Source organism: Streptomyces sp. NPDC036822 (assembly GCF_055609145.1).
This window is the reverse complement of sequence record NZ_JBVJPY010000001.1, coordinates 321,550-337,186: the sequence shown is the minus strand read 5'-3', so window position 1 is coordinate 337,186 and position 15,637 is coordinate 321,550. Positions and strand designations below refer to the sequence as shown.

Here is a 15,637-nt window from a genome sequence, read left to right as displayed (position 1 = left end):
GCTCCCGCTTCCGCCTACTGCGAGCCGCGGAAGCCGGCGCCCTCGACGATCAGGCCGGCGACGAGGGCGCCCGACATCCCGGCGTGGGGGAGCCCGCCGCCGGGGTGGGACCAGCCGCCGGCGAGGTGAAGTCCGGCCAGCGGGGAACGGTTGGGGGCGGGCAGCCACCCGCCGGCGCCGCCGGCGAGCGCGGGCCCGGGGACCTCGGCGGTGCCCGTCTCCCGCAGGGTGTCCTCCGGCGTGCGGACCTCCCGCCACAGCAGCCGCCCGCGCAGGTCCGGGACGGCCGACTCCGCCTGGGCGACCGCGCGGTCGGCGACCGTCCGCCAGTCCCGCTCCCCCTCCGGGGGCAGGGGCACCGTCGCGGTGACCGTCACCGCCTCGTGCCCGTCGTCCGGCCGCAGCGCCGGGTCGCCGGGCCGCAGGACCGTCACGGTGGGCCGGTCGCCGGCCGCGTGGACGACGGTCCGGTGCACGGCGTCCGCCTCCCGGGCGCCGCGCAGGGCCAGACAGACCGTCACCCGGCCCGTACCGAGGGCCTGGTGGTGCGGCGCCAGGTCGGCCCGGCGGTCCCAGGAGACGACATGGTCACGCAGGAGCGCCGGCACGGGCGCGCCCGCGACCACGTGGTCCGCCTCGACGACCTCGCCCGACGCCAGCCGGACACCCGTGGCACGGCCGTCCTCCTCCAGCACGTCGGAGACGGCCGCGTCGAAGACGAACTCCACCTTCCGCCGCAGGCACCTCGCGTACACGGCGTCCGCGAGCGCCCGGATGCCGCCCTTCACGTACCAGGTGCCGAAGGTCTGCTCCAGGTACGGCAGGACGGCGGCCGCCGCGGGGGCGGTCGAGGGATCGAAGCCGTACGCCGTTGCGTACGCGTCCAGGAGGTCGGCGAGCCGGGGGTCGCGCAGCTCCCGCGCGCCGATCCCGGCGAGCGTGGTCGTGGGACGCCGCAGGAAGCCCGTCTTGAGCGCCGGGTAGGGCTCGCGGCCCAGCGCCGAGGGGTCGGCGGGCTGGGGCTCCTCCAGGAGGGGGCGCCGGGTGCGGTCCCAGGCCTCGCGGGCCCGGCCCATGAAGTCGCCCCAGCGTTCCCCCGCGCCGGCGCCGAGCGCCCCGTCCAGGGCGGCGACCGTACCCGCGCGGGAGGCGTTGGGCAGATCGACCCGGGTCCCGTCGGCGAAGACCTGACGGCTCGCCGGGTCGACCTGGGTCAGCTCGACGCACTCCTCCAGCGGCTCCTTGCCGGTCTTGACGAACAGATCGCGGTAGACGGCGGGCAGATGGAGCAGTCCCGGCCCCGTGTCGAAGGCGAACCCGTCGCGTTCGAACCGGCGCACCGCGCCGCCGTAGGTCTCCGTGCGTTCGTACACCGTCACCCGGTGGCCCGCCACGGCCAGCCGGGCGGCCGCCGCCATGGCGCCCATGCCGGCGCCGATCACCACAATCCGTGCCATGTCAGCGACCCTATCCGCCGGCGTGACGGGCCCTGTCGGCAGCCTCGGAGGCCGCCAGCCGCTTCTCCTCCCGGCGCTGGGCCCGGCGGCGCAGGAAGCGGCGGATGCGGTGGGCGAGGAAGCCCAGCGCCACGAGGCCGAGCACGAGCAGGCCGGCGGCGATGGCGGCCGCGATCTCCGGGTTGAACATGGCGAAGGTGACGATCCCTGCGACGCCCAGGTCCTCGGCGAGGCTCGCCCCGACGTTGGAGAACGGTTCCGGCGAGGTGTTGATCGCCATCCGCGTCCCGGCCTTGACCAGATGGCTCAGCAGGGCGGTGGTGCCGCCCACCGCGCCGGCGGCCAGCTCCGGCAGCGAACCGGACTGCCCGGCGAGCAGCGCGCCGACCACGGCGCCCGCGACCGGGCGGATCACCGTGTGGACGGCGTCCCAGGCCGAGTCGAGGTAGGGGACCTTGTCCGCCACCGCTTCGCAGAGGAACAGCACCCCGGCGGCGATCAGGACGTCGGTGCGCTGCAGCGACTCGGGCACCTCGTCGGTGAGGCCGGTCGCGCCGAAGAGGCCGAGCAGCAGGACCACCGCGTACGCGTTGATCCCGCTCGCCCAGCCACTGGTGAAGACCAGGGGGAGTACGGACACGGACGCGATCGTAGCCAGCGGCCGCCCCACGCGCGTGAGGTCGGGAACGCAGGGGTGAGTACGCGTACTCAGACGTCCGGATGAGTAGATGCGCGGATGGGCCGTGACCTGCGAGGACGGCAGAGTGGTGACCACGGAAGGGGCGCGGCTCCGCAACCGCGGACACGGGGCTGCGGATGGGGGCCGCGCACCTGCCGCAACGGGGGTGCACGGGGGTGCACGGGGGCGTGGGAAAAGCGCCGGTCCGGCGAGGCTCGGGGGGATCGAGCCTCGCCGGACCGGCGTCTTCGCGTTGCGCGTGCCCCGCCTCGTGGGCGGGCGGCCGGCCCCCGGCTCTCAGCGCCCGGAGGTGAACCGGGACCCGAAATCTAGCGTCCGCTCACCCGCCCGTGCAGCAGGCGGGAGAGCGCGCTGTGGACGTCGTCGATGGAGCGTTCCCGCTGGAACGCCTGCCAGTCGAGCGCGGCCACCAGGACCATGCCCACCAGCGCCGCCGCCGTCAGCGGGATGTCGATCTCCTCGCTCAGCTCCCCCTCCTCGACGCCTTCGCGGAGCACGCCCTCCACCACGGCGACCGCCTGTTGGCGGACCACCAGGAGGGTCTCGTTCCAGGCCCGGTTCGTGCGCCAGAGCTCGGCGACGTACAGCTGGGTGAAGGCCGGATAGCGGTCGATGAAGACCAGACCGGCCCGGATCATCGCGTCCAGCGCGTCGACCCGGCTCCCGCCCCGCTTCGCCGTCTCCTCCGCCGCGTCACGGAGCGAGGCGGTGAGCAGGCCCACGCCGTGCCGCAGCAGCTCCTCGAAGAGTTCGGTCTTGCTCTTGAAGTTGTAGTACACCGTGCCCTTGGCGACGCCCGCGCGCTCGGCGATCTCGTCCACCGTCGTCGCCGAGAAGCCCTGCTCGGCGATGAGGGTGACGGCGGCCTCGTAGAGCTTCGCGCGCGTGGCCCGGCGTCTGGTGCTGCTGCTGTCCATGGGCTCGATTCTCACAGGTGTGGCAGGTCTCGGGGTCCCGGTACCGGTCCGTCGCCGGACTGTCCGTCACCGGGACCGTTCCTCACAGGGACAGTTCGGGGTGGAGCCGGTCCAGCGTCCACACCTGCTTGCTCCGGGCGGAGAGGGCGGTCAGCGCCAGGGCGCCCACCGTGAACGCGCTCAGCACCACGACCGCCTGCCACACCGGGCCGGTCCCGCCGCCCGTGATCAGTCGGCGCAGCGCCTCGACCACGTAGCTCATCGGCAGGAAGGGGTGGATGGCGTTGAAGAAGCCCGGACTGGTCTGCACGGGGTACGTACCGCCCGCCGAGGTCAGCTGCAGCATCAGCACGGCGAGGACGAGGATCCGCCCCGCCGCGCCGAAGCGGGCGTTGAGCCACTGGATGATCGCGGCGAAGCAGCAGGTCACCAGGGCCAGGAAACCGACCGTGCCGGCCGCCGTGGTCGTCTTCAGGCCGAGGCCCCAGTGCAGCACCGACATCAGGGCGGCGACCTGGAGCAGGCCGATCGCCGCGACCGGGAGCCACCCGGCCAGCGCGATCCGCCAGGCCGAGGCACCGGCGGCCAGGGCGCGCCGGTTGAGCGGCTGGATCAGCATGTACGCCACCATCGCGCCGACCCAGAGGGAGAGCGGGATGAAGTACGGCGCGAAGCCGGTGCCGTAGTTGGGCGCCTTGTGCAGCGACTGGGAGGCGAGCTCGACGGGGTCGGCCATGACCTCCGTACGGCGGTCGCGGTCCTGCTTGTCGTAGTCCGGGATCCTGGCGACCCCGTCCTTGAGTCCGCCGGCCAGCTCGCCCGAGCCGTCGACCAGCTTGAACAGGCCGCCGTCGAGGTCGCCCGCGCCCTTCTTCAGCTTGCCGACACCGGTGTCGAGGTTCTTGGAGCCGGTCTTGGCGGTGGTGAGGCCGGTGTGCAGCTGGTCGGCTCCCTTGGCGACCTTCTGCGCCCCGGTGTTGAGCTTGTTGATCTTCGCGACGGCGCCGTCGAGATCCTCCTCGAGGGTCGGCGCGGCCTTGGCGAGGTCCTCGGCCTGCTTCTGCAGGGTGGCGAGCCGGCCGTCGAGCTTCTTCAGGTCACCCGTGCTGTCCTTGGTCAGCTCGTGGAGGTCGTCGGCGATCTTGGCCACGTCGTCGGCCGCGACCTTGGCCTCCTTGAGGGCCGGGCACGCCTTCGGGTCCGGGAGCGGCTTGTCCACGCACTGCTCGCGGTGGACTTTCTCGAGCGTGTCGTCGGCGAGGTGGGCGGCGCTGCGGGCGATCGGGGCGCGCCTGACCAGGTCGTCGAGGTCGTGTCGCACGGCCGCGGTGGAGTCGGCCACCAGACGGGCGGTGTCACCGATCGCCTTGCCGTTGTTCTTCAGGTACGGGCGGACCTGCGCGGCCTTGCCGTTGACCTTGTCGGCGAGGGCCTTGGTGCCGTCGGCGACCTGCCGGGAGCCGGTCTCCAGGTCGGCGGCGCCCTTGTCCAGCTTCCTGAGACCGGAGGCCAGGTCGCCGCTTCCCTCCTTGGCGGTCTTCAGCCCGTCGGCCAGGCTCTTGGAGCCCTTCTTGGCCTTGTCCGCGCCTGCCTTGAGCTGTCCGGCGCCCTGCGCGGCCTTCTCGGTCGCGTCGTGGATGTCGGAGAAGGAGATGAAGATCCGGTCCAGGAAGGAGCGCGAGGACTTGGTGGAGGCGGCGGTGCGGACCTCGGAGAACACCGTCCGGGAGATCTGCCCGACGATGTAGTTGTTGGCGTCGTTCGTACGGACCCTCAAGGCGCCGGTCTCCGGGGCGTCGCCGGAGCTGGACGCGATCCGGGTGCTGAAGTCGGCGGGCATGGTCAGCGAGAGGTAGTACGTGCCGTCCTCCACGCCCTCGCGGGCCTCGGCGTCGCTCACCTCGTGCCACTCGAAGACCTTGCTCTCGCGCAGCCCCTTGGTGATGTCGTCGCCCGCGTGGACCTTCGTGCCGCCGGTGGTGGCGCCCCGGTCCTCGTTGACGAGCGCGACGGGTATCCGGTCGAGCCTGCTGTAGGGGTCCCAGAAGGACCAGAGGTACAACGCGCCGTACAGCAGCGGCAGCAGCAGGATCGCGACGAGCGCGGCCCGCGGCAGCTTGCCCCTGCCGAAGCGCTTCAGCTCAAGCGCGGCCAGTTTCGGCGAGCGCATCGGCCGCCCCCTCCTCGATGGTGTCGGCGTCGCCGTCGCCCGCGTCGGCGGTGTCCTCGACGGTCTTCTTCGCGGCGTTCTTCGTGACGGCGGTGTCCTTCGCGGCGGTCGCGTCGGGGTCGCGGGGCGCGTCGCCGCCGGGGCCCTCGCTGCCGCGGTCCTCGCCGCCGGGCTCCTGGCCGCCGCGGTCCTCGGCGGTGTCCTTCGCGGCGGTCGCGTCGGGGTCGCGGGGCGCGTCGCCGGTCCGCTCCTCGGCGGTGTCCGCAGCGGTCCCGGCGTCGCTCTCGGCGGCTGCGTCAGGGGCTGCCGCGGCGGGGGCGTCGCCGCCCGTCGTCCCCGTCGTGCGGGACGCCGTGGTGACCCTCAGGGCGCCCTCGGGGGCCTCGCTGCACACGGCGAGGACGGTCGTGCCGGCGTCGGCGATCGAGCGCAGCAGCGACCAGGCCGCGGCCCGGTCGGTGTCCGAGAGCTTGAGGTCGGTGTCGTCCAGGGCGAGCAGCCGGGGCCTGCCGATCAGGGCCAGGGCGACGGAGAGGCGCAGGGCCTCCAGGCGCTCCAGATCCCGTACGGAGGTCCTGCCGGCCTTCGGAAGGGTGGCCGGGTCGAGCCCGGCGGCCTCCAGGGCCTCCTCGATCCGGCGCCGCGCGGCGGCGGCCCGCTCCCCGGGCGGGCGCAGCAGGGACCGGAGGGAACCGTCCAAGCGGCGCTGGAGCAGCGCGCGCTCGCGCAGGTGCTCGTCGACGGTGAACGCCGGGTCGAGGTCGCTGACGCCGGGGACCGGGCCGAGCGCGCTGATCCGGCGCACGGCCCCCATGTGGCGGGGCAGCCGGAGCCCGGCGACCTCGGCGTGGCCCTCGTGGGGTTTCATCCGGCCGGTGAGGGCGAGCAGGAGACAGGTGCGGCCCGAACCGGACGGGCCCTCGATCGCGACGAGCGCCCCCGGCTCCGCCCGGAAGCCGACCTCGCGGAAGGCCCAGCCGCGCGGCCCCTTCAGTCCGAACCCGTCCGCGACGACGGCGGCGCCCTGTGACTCCTCCGCATGCGCTGCCACGGATCCACCCCCTTCTCTTTTGAACTGACCGGTCAGTGCAAAAACTTACCGCCGAACGGAGGTTGAGGCAAAAGCCCAGGTCAGCCGGATTGTCAGTGGCGCCCTGCACGATGGACACATACGGCCACAGCGCCGTCACACGACGACAGGAGGCTCGTCATGGCCAGCTCCTCCGCAGCAGCCGCACCCCGGCGCCGTCCCGGGGGCACCTCCCACGCCGAAGGCCGTGGGGGAGGCCGCCCCGCCCCCGCCCTGGTCGGACCGCCGACCGACATCCACCCCGTCCTGCGCCGCGCCACCGCCCCGCCCGCCGCCCTCGACCTGCTCGCCAAGGCCCACGCCGGGCTCGACGAGGCGACCGCGTCCGCCGAGCCCAACGAGCGGTACGCCACCGCCCACCTCGCCGCCCTGCGTACGGCCGCGGCCGTGCTCGCCGCCCGGGGCAGGCCCGAGGCCGACCCGCGCGGGCGGCGGCGCATACGCAGCACCTGGGAGGTGCTCCCGGAGATCGCCCCCGAGCTGACCGAGTGGAGCGCCCTGTTCGCCTCCGGCGCCGAGCGGCGGGCGCGGGCCGAGGCGGGCATCGCGGGCGCCGCGAGCCGACGGGACGCCGACGACCTGGTCAGGGACGCCACCATGTTCCTGCGGCTGGTCGAGCGGCTCCTCGCGCTCCGGCCGGTACTGCCCCGCCAGCCCCGGGCGGACGAGGCCACGCGGTGATCGGGAGTTCGCGCGCGAGGCCATAGGGTGGGGAGCGTTCGTACCCGTCACCGAGGAGTCAGCAGCCGTGTCGGACCCTTCCCCTGTCTTCGGTCGAGAGACGTCGTCGCGACCCTCGCGCGCCTCCCTTCGTACCGCCGTCGTCTGGGACGTCCTCAAGGACGCCCTCGACCGCCGGGCCAAGGCCGGCGGGAAGGACTGTCTGGACGTCCTCGACACGGGCGGCGGCTCCGGCAACTTCGCCGTCCCGGTGGCCCGTCTCGGCCACCGGGTCACCGTCGTCGACCCGAGCCCGAACGCCCTCTTCGCCCTGGAGCGGCGCGTCGCCGAGGCCGGTGTCGCCGACCTCGTCGAAGGCGTCCAGGGCGACATCCGCGGCCTGTTCGACGTCGTGGCCCCCGAGAACTACGACGTGGTGCTGTGCCACGGCGTCCTGGAGTACGTCGACGACCCGGCCGAGGGCGTACGGAACGCGGTCGCCGCACTGCGCCCCGACGGCGCGCTCAGCCTGCTCGCCGCGGGCGTCGGCGGCGCCGTCCTCGCGCGGGCCCTCGCCGGCCACTTCACCGAGGCCCGCACCGCCCTGAGCGACCCCGAAGGGCGCTGGGGCGACGGCGACCCGGTGCCCCGCCGCTTCACCGCGGACCAGCTCACCGCGCTGGCGACCGGGGCCGGTCTGGACGTCGGCGCCGTGCACGGCGTCCGGGTCTTCGCCGACCTGGTCCCGGGCGTCCTGGTCGACACCGAACCGGGCGCCGCGGAGGCCCTGCTCAAGCTGGAGGCGGCCGCCGCGGAGCTGCCGTCCTTCCACGCCATCGCCACCCAGCTGCACGTCCTGGGCGACAAGCGCGCCTGACACCCGCCCGGCGGTGCGCGCCCTCTCCGGGCCCGGAAGGGCGCGCAACCGGCTGATCAGCGACGCAGCCGCACATGGAGTACGCCACAGACCCTCCGGTCCGGGGCTTCGCCCCGTATGATCGAGGCACACCATCCGGCATGACAGGTAGGGCGCTGGGGAATCAACGCCTCAGCAACCGAACCGCATGGCGGCCCGGAATGGCGATTTGGCGTTGAGGGCGGGTTTCACGGGGGCGATTCCCTGCCTATCCTGAAAGGGCCGCATACCGGTCGCCCCCGCGACCGACGACTAGGAGGACTCCGTGCCGCTCTCGGAGCACGAGCAGCGAATGCTCGAGCAGATGGAGCGAGCGCTGTACGCCGAAGATCCCAAGTTCGCGACAGCGCTCGAGGGAAGCGGACTGCGTACGTACACCCGGCGACGGGTCTACCAGGCAGTCGTCGGCTTTCTGGTGGGTATCGCGCTCCTCATGGCCGGAATGGTCGCACAGCAGATCTGGATCAGCGTGGTGGGATTCCTCGTCATGCTGGGCTGCGCGGTTCTGGCCGTCACCGGTTGGCGCAAGGCGCCCAAGCCGGGCGAGCAGCAGGCGGCGGGTGGAGCGGCCGGCGGCCGTCAGGCCCGACAGCGTCGCTCGATGATGCACCGCATCGAGGAACGGTGGCAGCGCCGCCGGGACGAGCAGCAGGGCGGCGGCCACTGACGGCCCCGTGAGCGAGGGCCGTACGGGCCCCAGACGACCCCGAGCCCCGCGGGCCGGCACCGCCAAGGTGCCCGACCCCGCGGGGCTCGTCGTGTGCGGGGGCCTGTGAACCGCTCGCTGTCGGAACCCCGCCCGCCGGGTCGCCTCGCCACGGACGGCCACGACCCCGCCCCCGACGGCTCGGGAGCGGGGCCGGAAGGCGCGAGGGCCGGGCTCAGCCGCGCCGGCGGGACACGGAGCCGGGCTCAGCCGCGCTGGCGGGACGCCTTGCGGAACGTCGTCGCCGCGCGGGCCGCCACGCCCTGACGCCAGGACGACCAGCGGTCCATGAGGGCCGACCAGCGGGCCGAGGCGCCCCACAGCACCCGGACGGCCGAGCGCGGCACGAGCAGTGCCCGCAGCCGGGCGCGGCGGCCGGAAGCCGCGTGGAAGCCGGACCTGACCAGGCCCACCTCCTCCGTCAGCCCCACGGCCGGTCGCGGGCTCGGGGCGTAGAGGACCTCCTCCACCGCGCGAGCCACCCGGTGCACCGCGTTCGCCGACTCGCCCTCCAGGGCGCCCAGACGGACGATCCGCGCCGCCGTCTTCCGGGGGGTCTGCGACTCGTCCGGCGCCACGCCGTGATCCCAGGCCGTGTCGTTGATCTCCCGCCAGGCCGCCAGGGTCCGCGCCGCCGTGTCCTCGGCGGCGCGGCCCGGCAGGCCGAGCCGCCGGGTCCGTACCCGCGTGCGCCACAGCAGCGGGGACAGGAACAGCAGCACGACCGCCGCCACGCCCAGGCTCAGCAGGAACACCTTCAGCGGATCCACCCCGCCGCCGCCGGACGTGTCACCGCCCGCCGCCGCGTCGGGACCGCACTCGCCCTGACGGCGCAGCTGCGGCGGGCAGCTGTCCGAGGCGCTCGGCACCGCGGAGGGGAGCGCCGAGGCGCTGGTCTCCGGCTGCGCCGGACCCGACGGCGTGTCCGTGGGCGTCTGCGAACGCGTGTAGTCCGGGGTGGAACCGCGCGACGGCGTCGGCTCGAACCGGGTCCACCCCGCCCCCTCGAAGTACAGCTCAGGCCAGGCGTGGGCGTCCCGTATGCCCACCGAGACCGAACCGTCGGCCCGCGGGGTGCCGGGCATGAAGCCGACCGCCACCCGCGCCGGGATGCCCAGCGAACGGGCCATCGCCGCCATCGAGAAGGAGAAGTGGACGCAGAACCCTTCCTTCTGCTGCAGGAAGCGGGAGATCGCCCGCACTCCTGTCCCCGACTCGACGTCCACGTCGTAGCGGAAACCGCCGTCGCGGGCGAACCAGTCCTGGAGCTTCACCGCCCGCTCGTAGTCGTTGCGCGCGCCGTCGGTGACCCGCAGGGCCGTCGCCTTCACGTCGGCGGGCAGGGAGGCGGGCACCCGGGTGTACTCCGACCGGAGCCTGTCCGGCGGCGGGGCCGCCCCGGCCAGCTGACCCGGCGTCGGCCGCACGTCCAGGCTCGTCACGGTGTACCGGGCGCCACGGGTGGTCTGCTTGTCGTCACCGACGAGCATCCGGCCGGCCGGCTCGTACCTCCAGCGGCCGTCGATCTCGACCTTGGCCGCCGGGTAGGGCATCGGCAGCCACTTCTGCTCGTACGACGGCGAGGCGACGAAGTTGCCCGTGATCTCGGTCGACCGCACCTGGTCGCTGAGCCCGTCCGGCCTCGGCAGCCGCTCGGGCACGTCGTCGATCGGGCGGACCGATGACTTCCACGAGGTGCCGTCGAACTGGTCGAGCGCCACCAGCCGCAGGTACATGCCGCTGGTGTCGACGGCGTTGGTGCGGTAGCGCAGCACCTCGCGGTCCTCGGGCTGCCGCAGATTGTCCTGGAGGGAGACGAGCGGATTGACCGCCGAGATCGTGCCGCCCTTGCCGCCCGTGCCCGCGCCCTCGCCCGGCCCGCCGAGCAGCCCGCCGTTGAGGGCGGGCAGCGCGGCCGGCACCACCAGAGCGATGCCCATGGCGACCACACCGATCCGCCGGCCGGTCCGCACCGGGGCGAGCACCTGCCCGCCGTCGCCGGCCGCCGGGCCACCGCCGGCCGGGCGCGGCGCGCCGCCGAACACCCGCCCCCACTGGGAGAGCCGGTCCCGGCCCTCGCCCAGGAGGAGCAGGAGGTAGCCGGTGGCCGCCAGCAGGAACCACAGCCAGCTCGCCCCGCCGTCGGACAGCCCGGCGGCGACCGAGTAGAGGGCGAGCAGCGGCAGGCCGGCCGGCGCGGCGCTGCGGAAGGTCACCGCGAGGGTGTCCACGAGCAGGCCGACCACCAGCACGCCGCCGACGACCATCAGCCGGATGCCCTCGGTGTCCGGAGCCGGGATCGCGTACCGGCCGACGTCGGCGGCCCCCGCCTCGAAGAGCGTCGCGAAGTGCGAGAAGGCCGCGGGCCCGGGCAGGAACCCGAGCAGCGCGTGCCCGTGCGCGAAGACCAGGGTGAGCGCCAGCAGCGTCACCACCGCCTGGGCCGCGATCGTCAGCGGCCTGGCCAGCGGAACCCGCCGGGTGATCACCCCGACCCCGCTCTGCACCGCCAGCAGGATCGCCGCCGTGAAGATCCACGTCGCCGGCTGCACCAGCGGAAGCAGCGCGCCCGCCGCCATCAGCGTGGCGGCGTAGGCGCCGAGCGTCAGCCGCGCGCGACCGCTCATGACCGTCCTCCCAAGAAGTCGCCCGCGGGGCCGTCCACCCACATGCCGCCGGCCTGCTGCCACAGCTCGGCGAGCCGGGCCCCCGGGGGCACGGTCAGCGCCGTCCAGCCGGCCTCCCGCAGCTGCCGCAGCCGCTCCTCGACCGCGCCGCTCACCGCGCCGCCGGTCAGCCAGGTGCCGCTGTCGAGGACGAAGGCGACCGCCGCGCCGCTGCGCTGCCGCATGCGGGCGGCCAGCGCCGCCTGCTCCTCGTCGATGTCGCCGACGAACGCGACCAGGAGGCCTTCGTTGCCGCCGCGCAGCACGTCGTACGCGCGCGAGAAGCCGGCTCCGTCGGAGTGGTCGACGACGGCGAGGGTGTCCATCATCAGACCCGCGGCCTCGGCCGCGTCCTGTGAGGAGCCCGCGAAGCCCTCGGCGCCCTCGCCGGGGACCGCGCTGCCGGTGTCCGTCAGGAGCCGTACCGCGAAGCCCCGCTCCAGCATGTGCACCAGGGCGGAGGCCGCGCCCGAGACCGCCCACTCGAAGGCGGAGTCGGGGCCCGCCCCCTGGAAGGCGATCCGGCGGGTGTCGAGCAGCACCGTGCAGCGGGGCCGCTGCGGCTGCTCCTCCCGGCGGACCATCAACTCGCCGTAGCGGGCGGTGGAGCGCCAGTGCACCCGGCGCAGGTCGTCGCCGTGGCGGTAGGCGCGCGGGATGATGTCGTCGTCCCCGGCCAGTGCCAGCGAGCGCTGCCGCCCGTCGCCGTACCCCGCCGCCTCGCCGGCCAGCTTCACCGGCGGCAGCGGTTCGGTGCGGGGCACGACCGTCAGCGTGTCGTAGGCGCTGAACGAGCGGGTCAGCTCGCACATGCCGAACGGGTCGGTCAGGCGCAGTTGGAGGGGCCCCAGCGGGAAGCGGCCGCGCAGGTCCGAGCGGACCCGGTACGACACCTCCCGCCGGCCGCCCGCCTCGACCCGGTCCAGGACGAAACGGGGCCGCGGCCCGAGCATGTACGGGACGTGGTCCTGGAGCATGAGCAGCCCGGTGGGCAGCCGGGAGACGTTCTCCATCCGCAGATGGACCCGGGCCTCGGAGCCGACCGGTACCCGGTGCGGGGAGAGGCGGCGGCTGCCCGCGACCTGGTAGCGGGTGCGGTAGAGCACGGCGGCGCAGACCAGCGGCAGGACGGCCAGCAGCAGCCCCACGCGCAGCAGGTCGCCCTGTCCGAGAACGAACGCGCAGGCGGCGGCGGCGATCCCGGCGGCGAGGAAGGAACGGCCGCGCGTGGTGAGACCGCTCAGCGCGGCCCGTGGGCCGCCGCGGTCGTCACCGGCCCGGACGTCCCGGTCGTCACCCCGCTGCCCCTCCGGCGCGGCAGCGGTCGTCATCACAGCTGCCGGATGCCGGGCTGCTGGCCGTAGAGCGGGCCGGCCGGCGGACCGACGGGCGGACCGGAGGGCGGCGCGGTGGCCGGGACGGGTGTGCGCTGCAGGATGTCCAGGACGACCTGCTCGGACGTGCGGCGGTTCATCTGCGCCTGCGTGGTCGGCAGCAGCCGGTGGGCGAGCACCGGCACCGCCAGCGCCTGGAGGTCGTCGGGCAGGACGTACTCCCGGCCGCTCAGCGCGGCGGACGCCTTGGCGGCGCGCAGCAGATGGAGCGTGGCGCGGGGGGAGGCGCCGAGTCGGAGATCGGCGTGGGTGCGGGTCGCGGCGACGATGTCCACGGCGTACCGGCGGACGGCGTCGGCCACGTGCACCCCGCGCACCGCGTCGATCAGCTTCAGGATGTCGTGGGCGTGCGCGACGGGCTGGAGGTCGTCGAGCGGCGAGACCGATCCGTGCACGTCGAGCATCTGGAGCTCGGCCTCGGGGCTGGGATAGCCGATCGAGACGCGGGCCATGAAGCGGTCGCGCTGGGCCTCGGGGAGGGGATAGGTGCCCTCCATCTCCACCGGGTTCTGGGTGGCGACCACCATGAAGGGACTCGGCAGCTCGTAGGTCTGCCCGTCCACCGTGACCTGCCGCTCCTCCATGGACTCCAGGAGGGCGGACTGGGTCTTCGGCGACGCCCGGTTGATCTCGTCGCCGATCACGACCTGGGCGAAGATCGCGCCCGGCTTGAACTCGAAGTCACGCCGCTGCTGGTCGAAGATCGACACGCCGGTGATGTCCGACGGCAGCAGGTCGGGCGTGAACTGGATGCGGCGCACCGAGCAGTCGATGGACCGCGCCAGCGTCTTGGCCAGCATCGTCTTGCCGACGCCGGGGACATCCTCGATCAGAAGATGTCCCTCGGCGAGCAGCACGGTCAGCGAAAGCCGTACGACCTCGGGCTTGCCCTCGATCACACCCTCCACCGACCGGCGGACACGCTCCGCCGTCGTGGTCAGATCCGCGAGGCTCGCTCGATCGTCATAGGTCGTCACCCGGCCCTCCTCGGCCCACTCGCGGGCCGACGAGCGGCCCGCTCCGAAACACGTACACCCGTCCCGGAGGGTTTCCGAAAGGTGTCACCCGAGCATTCTTGTTGCCCGTGGCGCCCGGTGTCACTTGCCTGTGGACAAGTGCGAGCGTTATGCCGGGGTATGCCGGATTACGCGGGGTCGATCTCGCGGAGAAGGCCGGTGGTCACGTCGAAGACGAAGCCCCGGACGTCGTCGGTGTGCAGCAGGAACGGCGACGTGCGCACCCGCTGCATCGACTGCCGGACGTCCTGCTCGACGTCGCGGAACGCCTCGACGGCCCAGGCCGGCCGCTGGCCGACCTCCATCTCCAGGTCGTGGCGGAACTCCTCGGTCAGCGACTCCAGACCGCAGCCCGTGTGGTGGATCAGCACCACGCTGCGCGTGCCCAGCGCGCGCTGGCTGATCGTGAGGGAGCGGATCACGTCGTCGGTGACCACACCACCGGCGTTGCGGATGGTGTGGCAGTCGCCGAGCTCCAGGCCCAGCGCGGCGTGCAGATCGAGCCGTGCGTCCATACAGGCGACGACGGCGACGTTCAGGACGGGCCTGGCGTCCATTCCGGGGTCGGTGAAGCCGGAGGCGTAGCGTGCGTTGGCCTCGACGAGACGGTCCGTGACCGTGCCGCCGGTACCTATGGCGTCGGCAGAGGTGTGCGCAGAGGTCGACATGACATCGACGGTAATGGTCACAGGGCGCCCCGGCCCGCTGTGAGAGGGGACAAAGAACGTCAATGATCCTTGTTGTGAGGTAACCCACAGGCAGGAGAGACCAGGCCCATCGGGGTGAACTCCGCGGAACCCCCCGGTCTCCGCGGTCGCCCGCGCGACGCGCCAGCCGGTTGATTGACCGTCGGGGCCCGTGGACTAAAGTGGCGCGAAGTTCACGGAGACATTGAGCGATTTCAGCAGTTTCTCCCCCGCGTGTGCGGCGGTAGGGCCCGGTGAGCCGGTGACACGTCCCGGCCGCGCCGGATCTGAGAGGGCGCATTGAGCAACGACCGACACGTCCCGGTGATGCTCCAGCGGTGCCTGGACATGTTGGCCCCCGCCCTCGAGCGCCCCGGTGCGGTGGTCGTCGACTGCACCCTCGGGCTGGGCGGCCACAGCGAGGCGCTCCTGCGGCGGTTCCCCGAGGCGCGGCTCGTCGCCCTCGACCGGGACAAGGAGGCGCTGCGGCTCTCCGGCGAGCGCCTGGCCCCGTACGGGGAGCGCGCTACGCTGGTCCACGCCGTCTACGACGAACTGCCCGAGGTCCTCGACCGGCTCGGCATCCCGAAGGCCGACGGCATCCTCTTCGACCTGGGCGTCTCCTCCATGCAGCTCGACGAGGCCGACCGCGGCTTCGCCTACGCGCAGGACGCGCCGCTCGACATGCGCATGGACCAGACGACCGGGGTCAGCGCGGCCGAGGTCCTCAACACCTACCCGCCCGGCGAGCTGGTCCGCATCCTGCGGGCGTACGGCGAGGAGAAGCAGGCCAAGCGCATCGTCTCCGCCGTCGTGCGCGAGCGCGAGAAGGAGCCGTTCACCACCAGCGCCCGTCTCGTCGAGCTGATCCGCGACTCCCTCCCGCAGGCGGCCAAGCGCACCGGCGGCAACCCCGCCAAGCGCACCTTCCAGGCCCTGCGCATCGAGGTCAACGGCGAACTGACGGTCCTGGAGGCGGCGATCCCGGCGGCCGTGAAGGCCCTCGCGGTCGGCGGCCGGATCGCGGTCCTGTCGTACCACTCGCTGGAGGACCGGCTGGTCAAGCAGGTCTTCGCGGCGGGCGCGGCGACCACGGCCCCGCCCGGCCTGCCGGTGGTCCCCGAGCGCTACCAGCCCCGCCTGAAGCTCCTCACCCGCGGCGCCGAACTCCCCACGGAGGAGGAGATCGCCGAGAACCGCCGCGCGGCCCCGGCCCGGCTCCGGGGGGCGGAGCGCATCCGGGAGGACGAGCGGTGACC

13 protein-coding genes are annotated in these 15,637 nt (G+C 73.8%); 4 read left to right on the top strand and 9 right to left on the bottom strand.

Annotated features, from left to right (window positions below):
- Positions 1-14: 14 nt before the first annotated feature.
- The 5 genes from ACZ68P_RS01565 to ACZ68P_RS01545 all read right to left on the bottom strand — a co-directional run bounded on the left by ACZ68P_RS01565 (position 15) and on the right by ACZ68P_RS01545 (position 6,295).
- The gene (locus tag ACZ68P_RS01565) at positions 15-1,457 is read right to left on the bottom strand and encodes a phytoene desaturase family protein (RefSeq protein WP_471000926.1); all 1,443 of its coding nucleotides are present in this window, start codon (positions 1,455-1,457) and stop codon (positions 15-17) included.
- Positions 1,458-1,467: 10 nt separating this feature from the next.
- Positions 1,468-2,097 carry a DUF4126 domain-containing protein gene (locus ACZ68P_RS01560; protein ID WP_471000923.1) on the bottom strand — a complete coding sequence of 210 codons (630 nt, stop codon included), beginning with the start codon at positions 2,095-2,097 and terminating at the stop codon, positions 1,468-1,470.
- Between the two features lie 368 nt (positions 2,098-2,465).
- Positions 2,466-3,074 carry a TetR/AcrR family transcriptional regulator gene (locus ACZ68P_RS01555; RefSeq protein ID WP_471000921.1) on the bottom strand — a complete coding sequence of 203 codons (609 nt, stop codon included), beginning with the start codon at positions 3,072-3,074 and terminating at the stop codon, positions 2,466-2,468.
- Between the two features lie 82 nt (positions 3,075-3,156).
- A complete protein-coding gene (locus ACZ68P_RS01550; RefSeq protein WP_471000918.1) occupies positions 3,157-5,244 on the bottom strand; it encodes a YhgE/Pip family protein in 2,088 nt (695 codons plus the stop codon).
- Positions 5,216-6,295, bottom strand: coding sequence for an ATP-binding cassette domain-containing protein (locus ACZ68P_RS01545; protein WP_471000915.1), 1,080 nt, complete (start codon positions 6,293-6,295; stop codon positions 5,216-5,218). Before ACZ68P_RS01545 ends, ACZ68P_RS01550 begins: the two co-directional genes overlap by 29 nt.
- Positions 6,296-6,454: 159 nt before the next feature.
- On the opposite strand from ACZ68P_RS01545, the gene ACZ68P_RS01540 reads away from it, so the two are divergent.
- The 3 genes from ACZ68P_RS01540 to ACZ68P_RS01530 all read left to right on the top strand — a co-directional run bounded on the left by ACZ68P_RS01540 (position 6,455) and on the right by ACZ68P_RS01530 (position 8,577).
- A complete protein-coding gene (locus ACZ68P_RS01540) occupies positions 6,455-7,015 on the top strand; it encodes an SAV_6107 family HEPN domain-containing protein (RefSeq protein WP_471000912.1) in 561 nt (186 codons plus the stop codon).
- Positions 7,016-7,082: 67 nt separating this feature from the next.
- Positions 7,083-7,871, top strand: coding sequence for a class I SAM-dependent methyltransferase (locus ACZ68P_RS01535; RefSeq protein ID WP_471000910.1), 789 nt, complete (start codon positions 7,083-7,085; stop codon positions 7,869-7,871).
- Positions 7,872-8,175: 304 nt separating this feature from the next.
- Positions 8,176-8,577 carry a DUF3040 domain-containing protein gene (locus tag ACZ68P_RS01530; RefSeq protein ID WP_365718911.1) on the top strand — a complete coding sequence of 134 codons (402 nt, stop codon included), beginning with the start codon at positions 8,176-8,178 and terminating at the stop codon, positions 8,575-8,577.
- Between the two features lie 245 nt (positions 8,578-8,822).
- Here the strand turns inward: ACZ68P_RS01530 and ACZ68P_RS01525 are convergent, their stop codons facing one another.
- From ACZ68P_RS01525 to ACZ68P_RS01510, 4 genes are all read right to left on the bottom strand, one after another.
- Complete coding sequence (locus tag ACZ68P_RS01525) at positions 8,823-11,243, bottom strand: transglutaminase TgpA family protein (RefSeq protein WP_471000907.1); 2,421 nt, start codon at positions 11,241-11,243, stop codon at positions 8,823-8,825.
- Positions 11,240-12,613, bottom strand: coding sequence for a DUF58 domain-containing protein (locus ACZ68P_RS01520; RefSeq protein WP_471000904.1), 1,374 nt, complete (start codon positions 12,611-12,613; stop codon positions 11,240-11,242). Before ACZ68P_RS01520 ends, ACZ68P_RS01525 begins: the two co-directional genes overlap by 4 nt.
- Positions 12,613-13,653: an AAA family ATPase gene (locus tag ACZ68P_RS01515; RefSeq protein WP_471000901.1), complete on the bottom strand. Its 1,041-nt coding sequence runs from the start codon at positions 13,651-13,653 to the stop codon at positions 12,613-12,615. The genes ACZ68P_RS01520 and ACZ68P_RS01515 overlap by 1 nt, the downstream gene beginning before the upstream one ends.
- Positions 13,654-13,820: 167 nt before the next feature.
- The gene (locus tag ACZ68P_RS01510; RefSeq protein WP_471000898.1) at positions 13,821-14,423 is read right to left on the bottom strand and encodes a beta-class carbonic anhydrase; all 603 of its coding nucleotides are present in this window, start codon (positions 14,421-14,423) and stop codon (positions 13,821-13,823) included.
- A gap of 255 nt (positions 14,424-14,678) precedes the next feature.
- Here ACZ68P_RS01510 and rsmH point away from each other — a divergent pair, with 255 nt between their 5' ends.
- Positions 14,679-15,635 carry a 16S rRNA (cytosine(1402)-N(4))-methyltransferase RsmH gene (gene rsmH / locus ACZ68P_RS01505; RefSeq protein ID WP_365718903.1) on the top strand — a complete coding sequence of 319 codons (957 nt, stop codon included), beginning with the start codon at positions 14,679-14,681 and terminating at the stop codon, positions 15,633-15,635.
- Positions 15,636-15,637: the final 2 nt, after the last annotated feature.